General features: G+C 71.8%; 14 protein-coding genes. 8 read left to right on the plus strand and 6 right to left on the minus strand.

All coding sequences use genetic code 11. The features are described from left to right. The 4 genes from ACFWFI_RS30050 to ACFWFI_RS30065 form a co-directional block, all read right to left on the minus strand. A partial coding sequence (locus ACFWFI_RS30050; protein ID WP_387396170.1) for an MFS transporter occupies positions 1 to 1,189 on the minus strand: 1,189 nt, incomplete at its 3' end. After that, on the minus strand, positions 1,189 to 2,607 hold the full coding sequence (locus tag ACFWFI_RS30055; protein WP_387396172.1) for a CitMHS family transporter: 1,419 nt from the start codon (positions 2,605 to 2,607) through the stop codon (positions 1,189 to 1,191). The genes ACFWFI_RS30055 and ACFWFI_RS30050, both read right to left, overlap by 1 nt. 121 nt (positions 2,608 to 2,728) lie before the next feature. Further along, the gene (locus ACFWFI_RS30060; protein ID WP_387396175.1) at positions 2,729 to 4,909 is read right to left on the minus strand and encodes a molybdopterin oxidoreductase family protein; all 2,181 of its coding nucleotides are present in this window, start codon (positions 4,907 to 4,909) and stop codon (positions 2,729 to 2,731) included. Positions 4,910 to 5,069: 160 nt separating this feature from the next. Continuing rightward, positions 5,070 to 5,696, minus strand: coding sequence for a TetR/AcrR family transcriptional regulator (locus ACFWFI_RS30065; protein ID WP_387396178.1), 627 nt, complete (start codon positions 5,694 to 5,696; stop codon positions 5,070 to 5,072). A gap of 111 nt (positions 5,697 to 5,807) precedes the next feature. Between ACFWFI_RS30065 and hmgA the strand changes: the two genes are divergently transcribed. The 3 genes from hmgA (at position 5,808) to ACFWFI_RS30080 (ending at position 9,239) form a co-directional block, all read left to right on the plus strand. Continuing rightward, positions 5,808 to 7,127 carry a homogentisate 1,2-dioxygenase gene (gene hmgA, locus ACFWFI_RS30070; protein ID WP_387396180.1) on the plus strand — a complete coding sequence of 440 codons (1,320 nt, stop codon included), beginning with the start codon at positions 5,808 to 5,810 and terminating at the stop codon, positions 7,125 to 7,127. Between the two features lie 43 nt (positions 7,128 to 7,170). Next, a complete protein-coding gene (locus tag ACFWFI_RS30075; protein ID WP_387396182.1) occupies positions 7,171 to 7,944 on the plus strand; it encodes a GntR family transcriptional regulator in 774 nt (257 codons plus the stop codon). A gap of 71 nt (positions 7,945 to 8,015) precedes the next feature. Continuing rightward, entirely contained in the window at positions 8,016 to 9,239 is a 1,224-nt protein-coding gene (locus tag ACFWFI_RS30080; RefSeq protein WP_387396184.1) for a type ISP restriction/modification enzyme, read from the plus strand. 202 nt (positions 9,240 to 9,441) lie between these two features. Here the strand turns inward: ACFWFI_RS30080 and ACFWFI_RS30085 are convergent, their stop codons facing one another. Beyond that, positions 9,442 to 9,705, minus strand: a complete 264-nt coding sequence (locus ACFWFI_RS30085) for a hypothetical protein (RefSeq protein WP_387396187.1) — start codon at positions 9,703 to 9,705, stop codon at positions 9,442 to 9,444. A gap of 208 nt (positions 9,706 to 9,913) precedes the next feature. Here ACFWFI_RS30085 and ACFWFI_RS30090 point away from each other — a divergent pair, with 208 nt between their 5' ends. Then, the gene (locus ACFWFI_RS30090) at positions 9,914 to 11,044 is read left to right on the plus strand and encodes a serine/threonine-protein kinase (protein WP_387396189.1); all 1,131 of its coding nucleotides are present in this window, start codon (positions 9,914 to 9,916) and stop codon (positions 11,042 to 11,044) included. 81 nt (positions 11,045 to 11,125) lie between these two features. Here ACFWFI_RS30090 and ACFWFI_RS30095 read toward each other — a convergent pair whose 3' ends face one another. Further along, the gene (locus tag ACFWFI_RS30095) at positions 11,126 to 11,935 is read right to left on the minus strand and encodes an SGNH/GDSL hydrolase family protein (protein WP_387396191.1); all 810 of its coding nucleotides are present in this window, start codon (positions 11,933 to 11,935) and stop codon (positions 11,126 to 11,128) included. A gap of 164 nt (positions 11,936 to 12,099) precedes the next feature. On the opposite strand from ACFWFI_RS30095, the gene ACFWFI_RS30100 reads away from it, so the two are divergent. The 4 genes from ACFWFI_RS30100 to ACFWFI_RS30115 all read left to right on the plus strand — a co-directional run bounded on the left by ACFWFI_RS30100 (position 12,100) and on the right by ACFWFI_RS30115 (position 15,501). After that, complete coding sequence (locus ACFWFI_RS30100; protein WP_387396194.1) at positions 12,100 to 12,510, plus strand: hypothetical protein; 411 nt, start codon at positions 12,100 to 12,102, stop codon at positions 12,508 to 12,510. 347 nt (positions 12,511 to 12,857) lie between these two features. Beyond that, on the plus strand, positions 12,858 to 13,688 hold the full coding sequence (locus tag ACFWFI_RS30105; protein WP_387396197.1) for a glycosyltransferase family 2 protein: 831 nt from the start codon (positions 12,858 to 12,860) through the stop codon (positions 13,686 to 13,688). After that, positions 13,685 to 14,686 carry a glycosyltransferase family 2 protein gene (locus tag ACFWFI_RS30110; protein ID WP_387396199.1) on the plus strand — a complete coding sequence of 334 codons (1,002 nt, stop codon included), beginning with the start codon at positions 13,685 to 13,687 and terminating at the stop codon, positions 14,684 to 14,686. Before ACFWFI_RS30105 ends, ACFWFI_RS30110 begins: the two co-directional genes overlap by 4 nt. Positions 14,687 to 14,724: 38 nt before the next feature. Further along, the gene (locus ACFWFI_RS30115; protein ID WP_387396201.1) at positions 14,725 to 15,501 is read left to right on the plus strand and encodes a polysaccharide deacetylase family protein; all 777 of its coding nucleotides are present in this window, start codon (positions 14,725 to 14,727) and stop codon (positions 15,499 to 15,501) included. The last annotated feature ends 24 nt before the right edge of the window (positions 15,502 to 15,525 follow it).

The following is a 15,525-nucleotide window of genomic DNA, read 5'->3' on the forward strand; positions in this document are numbered from 1 at the left end:
GGTCCGCCGCCCCGGCCCCGCCGCCCCGCAGCCCGAGTCCCGCCGCCCCGACGAGCAGGACGCCCAGCATCACGAACGGCGCGGCGGTGCCCGCGACTCCGGCGATCAGCCCGGCCGAGGCGGGGGCCGCGACCTGGCCGAGCCGGTTGCCCGTGAGCCTGAGGGCCAGCGCGGTGGAGCGGGCCGCCGCAGGGGCCGCCTGCACGACGGTGGTCATCGAGAGCGGCTGGCCGACGCCCAGGCAGAAGCCCAGCACGGCGAGCATCACGGCGAGCCCCCACACCGGGACGGGCAGGGCGATGGCCGCGCAGAGGAGGCCGCCGAGCAGGCAGGTCGTGGAGAGGAGGGCGGCCCTGCCCACCGCGCGCAGCATCGGTGTCATGACCAGCCGGCAGGCGATGGTCGCGGCGGCCCGCAGGCTGAGCAGCAGGCCGACGGTGGCGGGTGGGATACCTCGGTGTTCGCCGACCACCGGCAGATAGGCGGTGAGGATGTCGGTGGCGCTGAGCACGGCGAGGCTGATGAAGATGCCGGCCGGGACCCCCCGGGTGCGCAGGATGCTGCCCACCGGAACCTTCCGGGCGGCCTGCCGGGGCACCCCGGCGGCACCGCGGTGCTCGATGCGCCACAGCGAGGTGAAGGAGACGGCGGCGACGGCCGCCGAGACGATCAGGGCGAGGGCGCTCGTACCGGCCATCGCGCCGTCACGCTCGGAGATGAGGTAGCCCGCGGCGATCGGTCCCACGAGCTGGCCGAGGGAGGTGCCGATGGTGAAGTGGCCGAAGTTGCGGTCCTGTTCGGCAGGCGCCGACTGCCGGGCGACGAGCGACTGGGCGCCGATCACGAAGCAGAGGTGGCCGAGGCCCATGACCCCGCTCCAGGCGGCCAGCGCCGTGAGGGAGCCCGAGGTGCCGCTGAGCGCGCAGCCGCCGCCGATCAGGACGACCCCGACGGGCAGCAGCGGCGCGCAGCGGCCGTGATCGGTCCGGCGGCCCAGAGGTACGGCGGCGAAGAGCGGCAGGAGCGCGTACACACCGGCGATGACACCGATCGCGCGCTCGTCGGCACCCAGCGAGAGAGCCCGGTAGGAGACGGCGGGCCGCGCCATCGACACCGCCCCCTGCGCGAAGGCGAAGGCGATGACGAGGCGCAGCAGCCAGCCCCTGCCGGGCCGTGGTTCCGGAGGCATCAGATGATTCCGAAGAGGATTCCGGCGCCGAGGACCACCAGCGAGGTGAGCACGGCCCACTTGACGGTGAACCGGGTGTGGTCGCCGAACTCGACCTTGGCCATGCCGACCAGGACGTAGACGGCGGGCACGAGCGGGGACGACATGTGCAGCGGCTGTCCCGCGATGGAGGCACGCGCGATCTCCAGGTGGGAGACGCCGTGGGCGGCGCCGGCCTCGGCAAGCACGGGCAGCACTCCGAAGTAGAAGCCGTCGTTGGACATGAAGTAGGTGAGGGGAAGGCTCAGCAGACCGGTGACGACGGCCATGTGCGGGCCCATCGCGTCGGGGATCGCCCCGACGAGCCAGTCCGCCATGTGTTCGACCATACCGGTGCCGGTGAGCACGCCGGTGAAGACGGCCGCGGCGAAGACCATGCCGGAGACGTTGAGCACGTTGTCGGCGTGGGCCGCGATCCTGGCCCGCTGGTCGGGCATGTGGGGGAAGTTGACGGTGAGGGCGAGGGCCGCGCCGAGCAGGAAGAGCACCGGGATCGGCATGAGTTCCAGGATCATCGCGGCCAGCAGGACGACGGTGAGGCCGGCGTTGAACCAGTAGAGCTTGGGGCGCAGCGTGGACCTGTTGGGGTCGAGTCCCTTGAACTCCTGGTCCTCGTCGTCGCCTTCGGCGCCGTCCGCACTCCCCGTGCCACCGGTGCCGGTGCCGGTGCCCTTCGGAGTCTTCGTGAGCCGGTCGCCGCCGCCCGCGCCGACGAGGACGGTCTCGGGCTCGCGCTCGGTCACCAGCGCCTCGTCGAGGGTGAGCATGCCGAGGCGCTTGCGCTCGCGGCGGCCGAGGACCCAGGCGAGGAGGATGACGGCGAGGAGGCCGACGGCGAGAGCCGGGATCATCGGGACGAAGATGTCGGCCGCGTCCACCTTGAGCGCGGTGGCCGCCCGGGCGGTGGGGCCGCCCCAGGGCAGGGTGTTCATGACCCCGTTCGCGGTGGCGGCGACACAGGTCATCACGACCAGGCTCATCTTCAGCCGCTTGTAGAGCGGATACATGGCCGAGACCGTGATCATGAAGGTGGTGGATCCGTCGCCGTCCAGCGAGACGATCGCGGCGAGCAGCGCCGTACCGACGACGATCCGCATCGGGTCGGCCTTGCAGAAGCGCAGGATGGCCCGGACGACCGGGTCGAAGAGACCGACGTCGATCATCACGCCGAAGTAGACGATGGCGAACATCAGCATCGCCGCGGTCGGCGCGAGGGTACCAACCCCTTCGATGACGTAGTCACCGAGCTTCGCGCCCTGCCCGACGGCCACGCAGAACAGGGCGGGGATCAGGACCAGCGCCGCGATCGGCGACATCTTCTTCGTCATGATCAGGACCAGGAAGGTCGCGATCATGGCGAAGCCGAGGATTGTCAACATATGGGATACCTAACGTTCACCTTTGAACTCCCACCGGTCTCGGCGGTCCGGATGACGTTAGGGGCCCTGAAGCGGCGTTAACAAGATGTTGACGTGTGAGCAATACGAGCAAAACCCCAGGTCAACGACTTGGTGCTACGGAGACGGGGACGGCGTTGAGCACGGCGGTACCGGACAGCGGGTCCAGGAGGGTGCCGTCCAGGAGCTGGTTCACATTGACGCCCGGCTCCGCCCCGGCGACCGACATGCGGGTTCCCGGGCGGCTGTGGCCCCAGCCGTGCGGAAGGCTCACGACCCCGGTCCGCACCGAGTCGGTGATCTCGGCGGGCGCCTCGACCTCGCCTCCCGCCGCGGTGATCCGGGCCGTGTCCCCTTCGGTGAGTCCGATCCGGGCCGCGTCGTGGGGATGGATCTGCAGGGTGCAGACGTTCGAGCCGCCGCGCAGCGCGGCGACGTTGTGCATCCAGCTGTTGTTGGACCGCAGATGGCGGCGGCCGACGAGGACGAGTCCGGCGGGCCGCGCACCGAGCGACGCGCGGAGCCGGGGCAGATCGGCGGCGATCGGCGCCGGGAACAGCTCGATGCGGCCGCTGCGGGTCCTGAGCACCTGCGGGAGGCGCGGCTTCAGCGGGCCGAGGTCGATCCCGTGCGGCTGCGCGAGGAGCTGTTCCAGCGTGAGGCCGTACGGGCCGAGGCGCAGCATCAGGTCGAGGCGCCGTTCGGCGCCGGTGCGGCCGGTCAGCTCGCCGGCGAGCGCCTCGGGGGCCCCCGCCTTGGCGAGGGCCGCAATGATGGCGAGGTCGTCGACGGCCTCCGCCGGGGCGCCGTGCATGCCGCCGACGGCGAGGACGAGCCTGGCGAGGATCTCGCTCTCGTCCATCCGGCCGTCCTCCAGCGCGACGGCGGGGCGGCTGTAGCGCACCTGGTTGCGTACCGCGAGGGAGTTGAGCGCGAAGTCGAAGTGGGCGCTCTGCGAGGGCGGCGGCGGGGGCAGGACGACGTCGGCGTGACGGGAGGTCTCGTTCAGGTACGGATCGACGCTGACCATGAAGTCGAGGCCGTCGGCGAGTGCCCGGTCGAGGCGGTCTCCGTCCGGGGCGGAGAGCACCGGGTTGCCGGCGATGACGATCAGGGCCCGGATCCGGCCCTCCCCCGGTGTCTCGATCTCCTCGGCGAGAGCGGCGACGGGCAGTTCCCCCTTGGCCTCGGGGTGTCCGGAGACCCGGCTCCTCCAGCGGCCGAGGGCGAATCCCTTGCCGGGGGCGGCGGCGCGCGGGGCGCGGGCGGTAGCGGCGAGCGGGAAGAGCGCACCGCCGGGGCGGTCGAGGTTGCCGGTGAGGATGTTGAGTACGTCGACGAGCCAGCTGGCCAGGGTGCCGTGCTCGACTGTGCAGCTGCCGATGCGCCCGTAGACGGCCGCGGCGGGGGCCGCGGCCAGTTCGCGGGCGATGTCCCGGATGGTGTCCGCGTCCAGGTCGCAGGCCGCCGCCACGGCCTCGGGAGTGAAGTCCGCCATGGCTTCGGTCAGTTCGTCGTAGCCGTCGAGGTGTTCGGCGAGCACGCCGGGGTCGGTGAGCTTCTCCTCGACGAGGACCTGGGTGAGCGCGGCGAGCAGCAGGGCGTCGGTGCCGGGACGGATCGCGGCGTGGCGGTCGGCGAGGCGCGCCGTGCGGGTGCGGCGCGGATCGATGACGGTGAGGGTGCCACCGCGTCGGCGCAGGGCCTTCAGCTTGCCCGGGAAGTCGGGGGCGGTGCACAGGCTGCCGTTGGACTCCAGCGGATTGGCGCCGATCAGCAGCAGGTGGGCGGTGCGGTCCAGGTCGGGTACGGGGATGGCGTGGGCGTCCCCGAAGAGCAGCCCGCTGGAGACGTGCTTGGGCATCTGGTCCAGGGTGCTGGCCGTGAAGACGTTGCGGGTGCCGAGCGTGGACAGCAGCAGTGGCGGATAGAGCCCGCCCGCCATCGTGTGCACGTTGGGGTTGCCGAGGAAGACTCCGACGGCCTGCTTGCCGTGCTCCTCGGTCAGGGCGGGGATCCTCGCGGCGATCGCGTCGAAGGCCTCGCTCCAGGTCGCCTCGCGCAGGACGCCGTCGGTGCGCAGCAGCGGGGTGCGCAGCCGGTCCGGGTCGTTGTCGAGACCTCCGAACGAGGCGCCCTTGGGGCAGATGAAGCCCTGGCTGAAGACGTCGTCGCGGTCACCGCGGGCGCCGGCGACCGCCGTGCCCTCGATGGTGAGGGTGAGTCCGCAGGTGGCCTCGCAGAGTGGGCAGACACGCAGAGCGGTGCGGGATTCGTGGGACATGGGCCCTCCCCGGGGCGGCGGCAGCGGTGGCGCGCGGGCGTGATCCGGCGTCCCGCGGCGCACCAGGCGGGCGCGGGCACCCGGCGGACCGAGCATACCGACCGGTACGGATGGTGGCGAGGTGCTGGAGCCACCCGTTGTGCCGCCGCCCACGCACCGGTTATTCGAGGACCCCCGCGAGATAGGCCTGGAGCAGCACCCGGGTCTCCGCTATCAGGTCCGGATCGCCCGCCGGGTCGGCACGGAAGGCGAGTTGGAGCAGGGCGTCGGCGGCCTGCACACAGACCAGGACCGTGCGGAGCAGACCGGCATCGGAGGCGGCCGTGTCGCGCCCCCGGCCGAGATGGCCGGAGAGCAGCTCCGTCAGACGTTCGGCGACGCGCCGGTTCACCTCGTCGAGCGGCCCGGCGACGGGCGCGGGAGGGCCGAAGTCGACGAGGGCGAAGCCGGGGACGGAGCGCTTCATCGCCAGGTACTCGTCGAGCACGGCGTCGATGGCCGCACGCCATTCCCGCTCCGGAATCGCTTGGAGCCGGGCGACGACCCGCTCGGCGTAGACCTCCAGGTTCCGCTCGGCCAGGGCGTCGACCAGCGCCCTCTTGTTGGGGAAGAAGCGGTAGACGGAGCCGATGGGCACGCCGGCCCGGTCGGCCACCGCCCGGGTGGAGAGCTGCTCGTAACCGGTCTCGTCGAGCAGCGCGGCGCCGGCGTCGAGGATTCGGGCGAGGCGGTCGGCGCTGCGCTGCTGCACGGGGACGCGTCGGAGGTTCGTATGAGCGTGGGACACGGCTCCATGATGCCCGTATGCCGTTGACGGGCCTCGTTTCGATTCCTACGGTGATGCATAGGATTCTTCGTCAGGGGATCCACAGGATTCCTCATCCACCGGGAGCGCAAGATGAGCGGCATCGAGCAGGCGAGGAAAACGGCGGAGAACCTCGGCCACACCTCCGGCTTCGGCAACGAGCACAGCTCGGAGGCCGTCCCGGGCGCCCTGCCGCACGGCCGCAATTCGCCCCAGCGTGCCCCCCTCGGGCTGTACGCGGAGCAGCTCAGCGGCTCGGCCTTCACCGAACCCCGCGCCCGTAACCGCCGTTCCTGGCTCTACCGGATCCGCCCCTCGGCCGCGCATCCCGCCTTCGTCCGCATCGACAACGGCACCCTGCGCACCGCCCCGTTCACCGAGGCGGTCCCCGACCCCAACCGGCTGCGCTGGGACCCGCTCCCCGACCCCGCGCCCGGTACGGACTTCCTGACCGGCCTCTGGACGCTGGGAGGAAACGGCGACGCCACGCAGCGCAGCGGCATGGCCGTACACCTGTACAGCGCGAACTCCTCCATGACGGACCGGGTGTTCGGCGACTCCGACGGGGAGCTCCTGATCGTCCCCGAGCGCGGCGGCCTGCTGCTCCGCACCGAACTGGGCCTGCTGCGGGCCGAGCCGGGCCATGTGGCGCTGATCCCGCGCGGCGTCCGCTTCCGCGTCGAGCTGCTGGACGCCACCGCCCGCGGGTACGTCTGCGAGAACTACGGGCAGCCCTTCGTCCTGCCCGACCTGGGCCCCATCGGCGCCAACGGCCTCGCGAACGCGCGGGACTTCCTGGCGCCCGTCGCGGCGTTCGAGGACCGCGAGGGCCCGGTGGAGGTGGTCAACAAGTTCTGCGGGAACCTCTGGTCGGCGACGTACGGCCACTCGCCGCTCGACGTCGTCGCCTGGCACGGCAACCACACGCCGTACGTCTACGACCTGCGCCGCTTCAATGTGCTGGGCACGATCAGCTACGACCACCCGGACCCGTCGATCTTCACCGTGCTGACGTCGCCGTCCGACACCCCGGGGCTGGCCGGCGTCGACTTCGTCGTCTTCGCCCCGCGCTGGCTGGTCGGCGAGGACACCTTCCGCCCGCCGTACTTCCACCGCAACGTGATGAGCGAGTACATGGGCCTGATCGAGGGCGCTTACGACGCCAAGGCGGGCGGCTTCGTGCCGGGCGGCGGCTCGCTGCACAACATGATGTCGGCGCACGGCCCGGACCGGGAGACCTTCGACCGGGCGAGCGCGGCGGAGCTGAAGCCTCAGCGGATCGACGACGGTCTGGCTTTCATGTTCGAGACCCGCTGGCCGGTCACGGCGACGGCCCAGGCGGCGGGCGCCGGCCATCTGCAGCGCGGATACGACGACGTGTGGCAGGGTCTGAGCCGCAACTTCCGGCCGTGAGACCGCGCCGCCGGCCGCGTCGCAGAGAGATCGGGTGAACCGGATGAATCAGGTGAACGAGGCGAGTCGGCCCGGCTTCGCCCCCGACTCCCTGGTGCTGAACCGGAAGCTGCCCCTGTGGTACCAGGTCTCGCAGTCCCTGCGGGCCTCCATACTGGGCCGCCCCCAGGACGCCTCGACGCGGCTGCCCACCGAGGAACAGCTCGCCGCGCACTACGGCGTCAGCGTCCTCACCATGCGCCAGGCCCTCAAGGAACTGGAGAGCGAGGGGCTGATCAGCAGGCACCGGCGGCGCGGCACGTTCATCGAGCCGCGCGCCCGGCGGGTGTCGCCGGTCCGGCTGCTGGGTTCGATCGACACGATCGTCGCCCAGCAGTCGGGCGAGCGGACGACCGTGCTCGGTCACGGCCGGACACCCGTCCCCGGTGATCTCGCCGAGTTCTTCCCGGACTGTCCCGAGGTCGTCAGCTACCGGCGGCTCCGCTGCGACGACGGGACGGGCGAGCCCACCAACTGGGCGGAGAACGCGCTGCGCCCGGAGATCGCGGCCCGGCTCGACGTGGCCGATCTGGAGCGGTGGCCGATGACCAAGGTGCTGCGGGACTCCGTCGGCGTACGGATCTCCCGGATCACGGACACCGTCGAGGCGCGCCTCGCCGACCCCGTCACGGCCGAGCTGCTCCAGGTCCCGCTGCTCAGCCCGATCCTGCACTACACCGGCGTGACGTACGACGAGGACGGCACGGTCGTGGACGTGGCGCGCATCCGCTACCGGGGAGACCGCTTCTCCTTCTCGGTGACCGTCGACGCGCACTGACCGCGGGGCCGCGACGGCGGGGTGGTTACGATGCCGGAGGCGGCGGACGTGGCGACGGGGAGGACGACACGGTGGCAGCACGGGTGGCGGCCGGAGCCGGCGGGGGCGATGCGCTCCCGCTGCTGGACGACCTCATGCCCTGGTCGGTCCGGCCCCTGAGAACGGGACGTTCCTGGGTGACGGCCCCCGACGCCGCCTCGCTCCGGGCCCGCTGGGATCTGCTGGTGGGAGCGGAAGGCGCGGAGCAGGAACGCCTGTTCCGGCCCAGCCGCTCCCGTACGCCGCTGATCCCGGCCGCGGCACTGCCGGGCAGGTCCACCGGCACGAGCGCGTTCGCCCGGGACCCGGGACCGTACCCCGAACCCGTACGGATCCTGCACGGCCCCTTCGACGAACAGTGGCTGATTCCGGACCACCGGCTGCTCGACGCGGCCCGCCCGGAGCTGTGGCGGGTCGCCGACGAGCACCAGCTCTTCGCCGTCGAGCACGGATACGTGCCCCAGGGCGGCGGCTCCGCCCTGTCCGCGACCACACTGCTGCCCGACGGGCACTCCCCCGCCGGGCGGCCCGGCCGGATACGGCCGCTCTACCGGCGGCCGGGCGGACGCGAGCCCAATCTCGCACCGGGGCTGTCCGCTCTGCTGGCCGGCCGGTACGGCGCGCCGGTCACCGCCGAATCCTTCCTGGCCTGGACCCTCGCCGCCGCCCTCCCCTCCCCCGCGGGACCCCTCGTCCCACTGCCCGCCGACGGGGCCCTGTGGGCGCAGGGCGTGGAGCTCGGCCAGGAGCTGCTGCGGCTCCAGCTGCGCGGGGCACGCGGTGGGGAACGCCCACGCCTGCCCGGCGGCCGGCGCCCGTATGTGCGGGCCCCGATCCCGCCCCGGCCGGACGGCCTGCGCTACGACGCCGACGAGGAGGCGATCGTCCTCGGCGAGGGACGTGTCTCGCCCGTTCCGGCCGCGGCCTGGGAATTCCGGGTCAGCGGGGTACGGGTGCTGGAGCTCTGGTTCGAGCGCCGATCGGCGACGGCGGAGGGGCTGGCCGCCGTGGGGCCGCGCGGCTGGCCGCAGGAGCGGACTTCGGAGCTGCTGGAACTGATCACCGTCCTGGCGCTGCTGGCAGGACTGCGGCCCCGGCAGCAGACGCTGCGGGACGGGCTGGAGGGGGCGGGCGCTCTGACCCGGGACGGTCTGCGCTCGGCCGGGGTGCTTCCCGTGCCCGCGTCGGCCCGTCGGCCCGCGTCCGTACTGGATCACCAGGAGGAAGGCCCGGAAGGGCAGTTCGCACTGCTGTGAGACCGGGCCGTGATGCCGGGAAGGACGGCTCCGGGCAGAAGCGCCGGCGCCGGTGGGTGCCGTACCGGCGCTGGGGAGCACACCGACGCAACGCTGCCGGCCCTGGGGATGACGGATGGGCGGTCAGCAGCACTGCGCCGGGGCGGAGTGATCGTGGGCGCGGCCCTGAGCGGAGGGCCGGACCGGTCGTGACAGCCGTCGGTCAGCGGCGGCTGCCGAAGAGCGAGCGCCGCAGTCGCCGCAGCGGGGCGAAGAGCGAGACTCGCGCGCTCCTGCTCCTGCGGGTGTGCGCGGCGTCGCGCGAGGTGAGCTCGAGCATCAGCAGCGTCGCCTCCGCCGACTCGCGCTGCGGAACGGCGGGGCCGCCCAGCACTGCGAGATGGCGGTCGAGGCGCGAACTGGTCGCACTGCTCCCACATGTAATGGCAGGCACACGCGGCCTGCTGCGCACCGTTATCTGTTCCATGTCACTCCCCACCCGTACGAGGGCACCCGGCCCGGGCAGGTTAACCCTATCGTCCCGCGGTGACACTCGTGTATCCCGGCCGCAGGATTACACACCTGCATACGGGGGTTGACGGCCCGTTACCGGATCCTGTCGTCTCCGGGACGGGTTGGGTTAGCTTGGAGGTGATTCGTCCGTACTGCGCAACGCTGCTGATGGAGGGTCACCGATGAGCGAAGTCCCGGGCACCGGACGTGTGATCGCGGATCGTTACCGCCTCCTGGACCCACTGGGCGAGGGCGGGGCGGGCATCGTGTGGCGCGCCCGCGACGAGGTGCTGGGGCGCGAGGTGGCCGTGAAGGAGGTGCGGACCCCGGGGGTCATGACCGCCGCCGACACCGAGCGGCTGCACTCCCGCCTGGAGCGGGAGGCCCGGACGGCGGCCCGTGTCTCGCACCGCAATGTCGTCGCCGTCCATGACGTGGTCACCCAGGACTCCCGGCCCTGGATCGTGATGGAGCTGATCCGCGGACTCACGCTGTCCGACGTCCTGGACGCCGACGGGCCGCTGTCCCCGCGGCGGGCGGCCCGGATCGGCGCCGAGGTGCTCGCGGCGCTGCGCGGCGGCCACGAGGCCGGCGCCCTGCACCGCGACGTGAAGCCGGGCAACGTGCTGCTGGCCAACGACGGGCGGGTGATGCTGAAGGACTTCGGCATCACCGCGGTCCAGGAGGCGCCCGCACTCACCGTGACGGGTGAACCGATCGGCTCACCAGAATACCTTGCGCCCGAGCGTGCACTGGGGCGCACGCCGGGGCCCGAATCCGACCTCTGGTCGCTCGGAGTGCTTCTGTACGCCGCCACCGAGGGGCGGTCCCCGTTCGGCCGGGACACTCCGGCCGACACCCTGCGCGCGGTGGGCGGCGAGGAGCCGCCAGCGCTCCGACGGGCCGGCGCGCTCGCCCCCGTCATCGAGGGGCTGCTTCGCAAGGATCCGGCCGAGCGGCTCACCGCAGGAGAGGCGGAGCGCCGGCTGCGGATCCTGGCCGCGGGCGGGACCGGATCACCCTCCGGCGGGGCGGTCGGTCCGCCGGGCCCGGCGCCGTCGGGCGACGTGGACGCGACGGCCGGAAAAGCCCGGGCCGGCCGTGGACCTGCCGGGCCCCGCAGGACGCATGAAGCGCAGGGGCGTTCTGGTGGCCGTCGGGGCAGCCGTCGCACTGCTCGTCGCCGGCGGTCTCGTCTGGGCGCTGACGGGCGACGGCGACACCGACGAGAGGGGCGGCGGGAAGGCCGTGACGAGCGCGTCGGCAGAGGCGTGACGAGCTCATCGGCGGAGGCCCGGAGAACCTCTCCTTGACGCGCGAGGAGGAGACCCCGCAGGACGGAGCCCCCTCCTCCGCGCACGGCTGAGCCGGCGCGCCGCGCTACACGGGTGCGGTCAGGCCTTCGAGTTGAGGACGGGCAGATAGCCGCCCGACTGCCCGGCGGCGGTGGGGTGGTAGGACTCGCCGATGTTGAGCCAGTTCACGCTGTGCAGCCAGGCACTGCCCGAGCAGATCTCGTGCCCGGTGAAGGTCGGGGCGACGTCGCCGAAGGTGAAGCCGTGATCGGCCGCACGCTTGGCCGTGGCGGCGTTGAGATAGTCGGCGGCGCCGTTGATGGCGGAGCGTTCCTTCTCGCTGAGACCGGCGATGCAGCTGCCGCCGAGCTTGTAGAAGCGGGGGTAGCCGAGGACCACGACGTGGGCCGAGGGCGCTTTGGCGCTGATCGCCGCGTACACGGAGTCCAGTTTGCCCGGGAGGGTCGAGTCGACGTAGGCGCGGGCGGTGGCGATCCGGCTCAGACAGGTCGCTTCGGACTGCAGGACACAGGTGGTCATGACATCGGCGAAGCCCGCGTCGTTGCCGCCGATGGAGATCGAGACGAGGTCGGTCGCGGAGCTGAGGGGTCCGAGCTGACCCGCCGTGACATCTCCGGTCCTGGCACCCGAGCACGCGGTGAAGGCGAACGAGGCGGGGTTGTTGGCCGCCTTCCAGAGGGCGGGGTACGCGCGGGTGCTGCGCTTGCAGTCACCGCTCGCACTGTCATAGGCGCCGGCACCGACACCCGACGAGTACGAGTCACCCAGGGCCACGTAGTCGACGGACTGTGCGGATTCCTGGGCCTGGGCGACGCTCGCACCGGTCAGAGCGAGGACGGTGCCGAGCAGGAGAGAGGACGAGAACGCCACGAGTCTGGACATTTTCATGGAACCTCCTTGGGCAGGATCTCTGCCTACTCCGTGGTAGCAGTACCGACGGGAATTCCGGAAGTGTCCATGCCAAGAAGCTTGGACAAGGTGTCCTTGACGGGCCTCTGGCGGTACGTCACATTGAAATCCGGCATCCGGCGCACCGGGGGGCAAAGTCGCCAATGCGGATCATCAACGGTGAGAAAGGGACACCAGGGGCAGATGCGCTGCCCCTGTTGGCGGGCGCGGCGGCCGCGGTGGCAGGGGTGGGCGCCACGCTGGCTCTCACAGGGATCGATTCACCACTGCGCGCCCCTTTCACGCTCTTTCACCTCTTCGCAACCCCGGCCGCCGCGCTTCACGCCTGGCTGCCGGGGCTGGAATGGACGGGCCGGCTCACCGTCTCCGTCGCCGGGTCGCTCATGGTCGATCTCCTTGCGGCGCATGCCCTGTCGGCATCGGGCAGCAGGTCAGCGCGGAATTACGTCCTGATCATTTCCGTATCCGCGCTGATCGTCTACCTGTCGGCGCAGCTCCCGAAGGGCCGTAACGCGCCGAAGAATAGGAAGCGTCAATTCCGCAGCCGAATGTGACAGTTCCGTCAAAGTCTGAAAAGGGCGAGACGTCATTGCATGTCTTGCCATACAGTTCCAATCGTTAATACCGTCGTAGATCAACCCGCAACGGACCATCACCAGGCGGCTCCAGGGGAGGGCTCAGGCAGCCGCGGTGGACACCGGAGCGGGGCGCGGTAGGGGGGTGCCGTGCCCAGCGGCCGTACTCAGTCGAGTCGGTCGCCGTGCGGCCAGTTGTGCCAGCTCATCCAGCCAGCTCGGAGCGCCATGCCGTCATGGCCGGGGTGAGAACCCCCCTTTCGAACCGGACCTTTATCCGGACAGCCCGGGGGCGGGCCGTCCACCGGACGAGAGGGAAAAGACTCATGAGTTCAGTTCTGCCTTCCTCGATCAGACCTGCCGTCGAAGTGACCGAAACCGCTCGAATGAAGAGCGAATACCGTCCGATCTCTTCCCATCTCGCGATAGCGCCGCCGGTAAGTGTCGTGATCCCGGCCATGAATGAGGCGGAGAATCTTCCCTATGTGTTCAAGACGCTGCCCGACTGGATTCATGAAGTCGTGCTCGTCGACGGGAATTCGACCGACGACACCGTCCGTGTCGCCCGTGAACTCCGGCCGGACGTCGTGGTCGTCAAACAGGTCGGCAAGGGCAAGGGTGACGCACTGATCAGTGGCTTCGCCGCCTGCACCGGCGACATCATCGTGATGGTCGACGCCGACGGCTCGGCGGACGGCGAGGAGATCGTCAGCTACGTCTCCGCCCTGGTCGGGGGCGCCGACTTCGCCAAGGGCTCCCGCTTCGCCAACGGCGGCGGGACGGACGACATGACGCCTGTCCGGAAGCTCGGCAACTGGGCGTTGTGCACGGTGGTCAACCGCAAGTTCGGGGCCCGCTACACCGACCTCTGCTACGGCTACAACGCCTTCTGGAAGCACTGCCTGGACAGGATCGCCCTGGACTGCACCGGCTTCGAGATAGAGACCCTGATGAACATCCGGGTGGTCAAGGCCGGACTCAGGGTCCAGGAGGTGCCCAGCCACGAGTACAACCGCATCCACGGCGTCAGCAATCTCAGCGCCGTGCGCGACGGGCTCCGGGTGCTGCGGGTGATCCTCCAGGAGAAGCGCGTGCGCCGCGGCGGGCGCCGGACGGCGGCCGTTCCCGCCGTCATCGGCCGGGGACAGGTGCTGTGAGTCCACGCGGCTTCTCCGTCGTCATCTGCGTCTACACCGAGGAGCGCTGGGCGGACATCCTCGAGGCCGTCGCCTCGGTCGGCGCGCAGTCCCTTCCGGCTGAGGAGATCCTCCTGGTCGTGGACCACAATCCGGCGCTGCTGCGTCGCCTGGCCGAGGAGTACGCGGACCGCCCGGGGGTGCGGGTGCTCGCGAACGCGGGCCCCCGCGGTCTGTCGGCGGGACGCAACACGGGCATCGCCGCCGCCCGTGGGGCGATCGTCGCCTTCCTCGACGACGACGCGGTGGCCGAGCGGGACTGGCTGCGCCACTTCGACAAGGGCTACGACGATCCGGAGGTGATGGCCGTCGGCGGCCGGACCCTCCCGTCGTGGGCCTCGGGCCGCAGGCCCCTTTGGTTCCCCGAGGAGTTCGACTGGGTCGTCGGGTGCACCTACCTGGGGCTGCCGCCCGGCACGGTCCGGGTCCGCAACGTCCTCGGTGGCAACGCCTCGTTCCGGCGCACGGCCTTCGACGCGGCGGGCGGCTTCGCCACCGGCATCGGCCGGGACGGGGACAAGCGGCCGCTGGGCGGTGAGGAGACCGAGCTCTGCATCCGGCTCACCCGTGCGCTCCCCCGTGCCGTACTGCTGATCGACGACCGCGCCGTGATCCGCCACAAGGTCCCCGAGACACGGGAGCGTTTCGGATACTTCCGTACCCGTACGTACGCCGAGGGGCTCTCCAAGGCGCTCGTCGCCCGGAGTGTCGGTGCCGCCAGGGGACTCGAGTCCGAGCGTCGCTACACCACCCGCGTCCTCCCGGCCGGGGCACTGCGGGGAGTACGCGACTTCCTGCTCGGTCGTCCCGGCGGAGCGGGCCGCGCAGGCGCCGTGGTGACGGGGGTGCTGGCCGCGGCGGCCGGCTACGCCGTGGGGAGCGTACGGGTCCGGCGCGACGGCGCGTCCTTCGCCGTGCCCCCGATCGAACCGTCGGGCGCGCGTGAGGAGGTGCGGTGAGCGGGGCGGGCCGGGTGAGCGGCGGCGTGCCGATCCTGATGTACCACGCCGTCGGCCACCGTCCGGCCGACGGCGCGTACGGCCTCTCCGTGTCTCCCGGCGCGTTCCGTACGCAGATGGAGATCCTGGCCCGGCGCGGTTTCACCCCGCTCACCGCGGCCGCGCTGGGCGGGAGCTGGCGCACGGGGCGGCCGCTGCCGCCCCGGCCGGTGCTGATCACGTTCGACGACGGCTACGAAGGAGTGCACCGGCACGCCCTGCCGGTGCTCGCCGAGCACGGTTTCGCGGCCACCGTCTTCGTCACCACCGGCTGGCTGCGCGGGGCCCACGACGAGGGCGGCGCCCCGGACACCATGCTCGACTGGGGCCAGGTGCGCGAACTCGCCGCCACGGGCGTGGAGATCGGCGGCCACAGCCACACCCACCCGCAGCTGGACCAGCTCGACGAGGCGACGCTGCGGGAGGAGACCGTGCGCTGCCGGGAGATCGTCACGGCTGAACTGGACACTCCCCCGGTCTCCTTCGCCTACCCCTACGGCTACTCCACCCGCCGGGTGCGGCGGTCGGTGCGGGCGGCGGGCTTCGCCCAGTCCCTGGCCGTGGGCAACGCCCTGGCGCGGCGGCGCCAGGGGCCGTACGCCCTGGAGCGGGTGACCGTCCGACGCGGCACCGGCGCAGCCGAGTTCGCGCGGCTGGTCGAGGGCCGGTCGGTCGCGCGGACGTTCGCGGTGGACCGGGCGCTCACCAAGGGGTTCGCCGTCGTGCGCGGCGCACGCCGGGTACGCCGCGGGGTCGGCGGCTCCGGGCCGGGCTGATCGCGGTTTCCGGGCGGGTGTCGG

Origin of the sequence: Streptomyces sp. NPDC060209 (assembly GCF_042728155.1) — a bacterium.
In the GTDB taxonomy this organism is placed as follows: domain Bacteria; phylum Actinomycetota; class Actinomycetes; order Streptomycetales; family Streptomycetaceae; genus Streptomyces.

Bases quoted from the DNA above. Each gene is read 5' to 3' on its own strand.
- ACFWFI_RS30100 (WP_387396194.1), top strand. From the start codon at position 12,100: ATGCGGATCATCAACGGTGAGAAAGGGACACCAGGGGCAGATGCGCTG.
- ACFWFI_RS30090 (WP_387396189.1), top strand. From the start codon at position 9,914: ATGAGCGAAGTCCCGGGCACCGGACGTGTGATCGCGGATCGTTACCGC.
- ACFWFI_RS30060 (WP_387396175.1), bottom strand. From the start codon at position 4,909: ATGTCCCACGAATCCCGCACCGCTCTGCGTGTCTGCCCACTCTGCGAG.
- ACFWFI_RS30075 (WP_387396182.1), top strand. From the start codon at position 7,171: ATGAATCAGGTGAACGAGGCGAGTCGGCCCGGCTTCGCCCCCGACTCC.
- ACFWFI_RS30055 (WP_387396172.1), bottom strand. From the start codon at position 2,607: ATGTTGACAATCCTCGGCTTCGCCATGATCGCGACCTTCCTGGTCCTG.
- ACFWFI_RS30085 (WP_387396187.1), bottom strand. From the start codon at position 9,705: ATGGAACAGATAACGGTGCGCAGCAGGCCGCGTGTGCCTGCCATTACA.
- ACFWFI_RS30095 (WP_387396191.1), bottom strand. From the start codon at position 11,935: ATGAAAATGTCCAGACTCGTGGCGTTCTCGTCCTCTCTCCTGCTCGGC.
- ACFWFI_RS30115 (WP_387396201.1), top strand. From the start codon at position 14,725: ATGTACCACGCCGTCGGCCACCGTCCGGCCGACGGCGCGTACGGCCTC.
- ACFWFI_RS30105 (WP_387396197.1), top strand. From the start codon at position 12,858: ATGAGTTCAGTTCTGCCTTCCTCGATCAGACCTGCCGTCGAAGTGACC.
- hmgA (WP_387396180.1), top strand. From the start codon at position 5,808: ATGAGCGGCATCGAGCAGGCGAGGAAAACGGCGGAGAACCTCGGCCAC.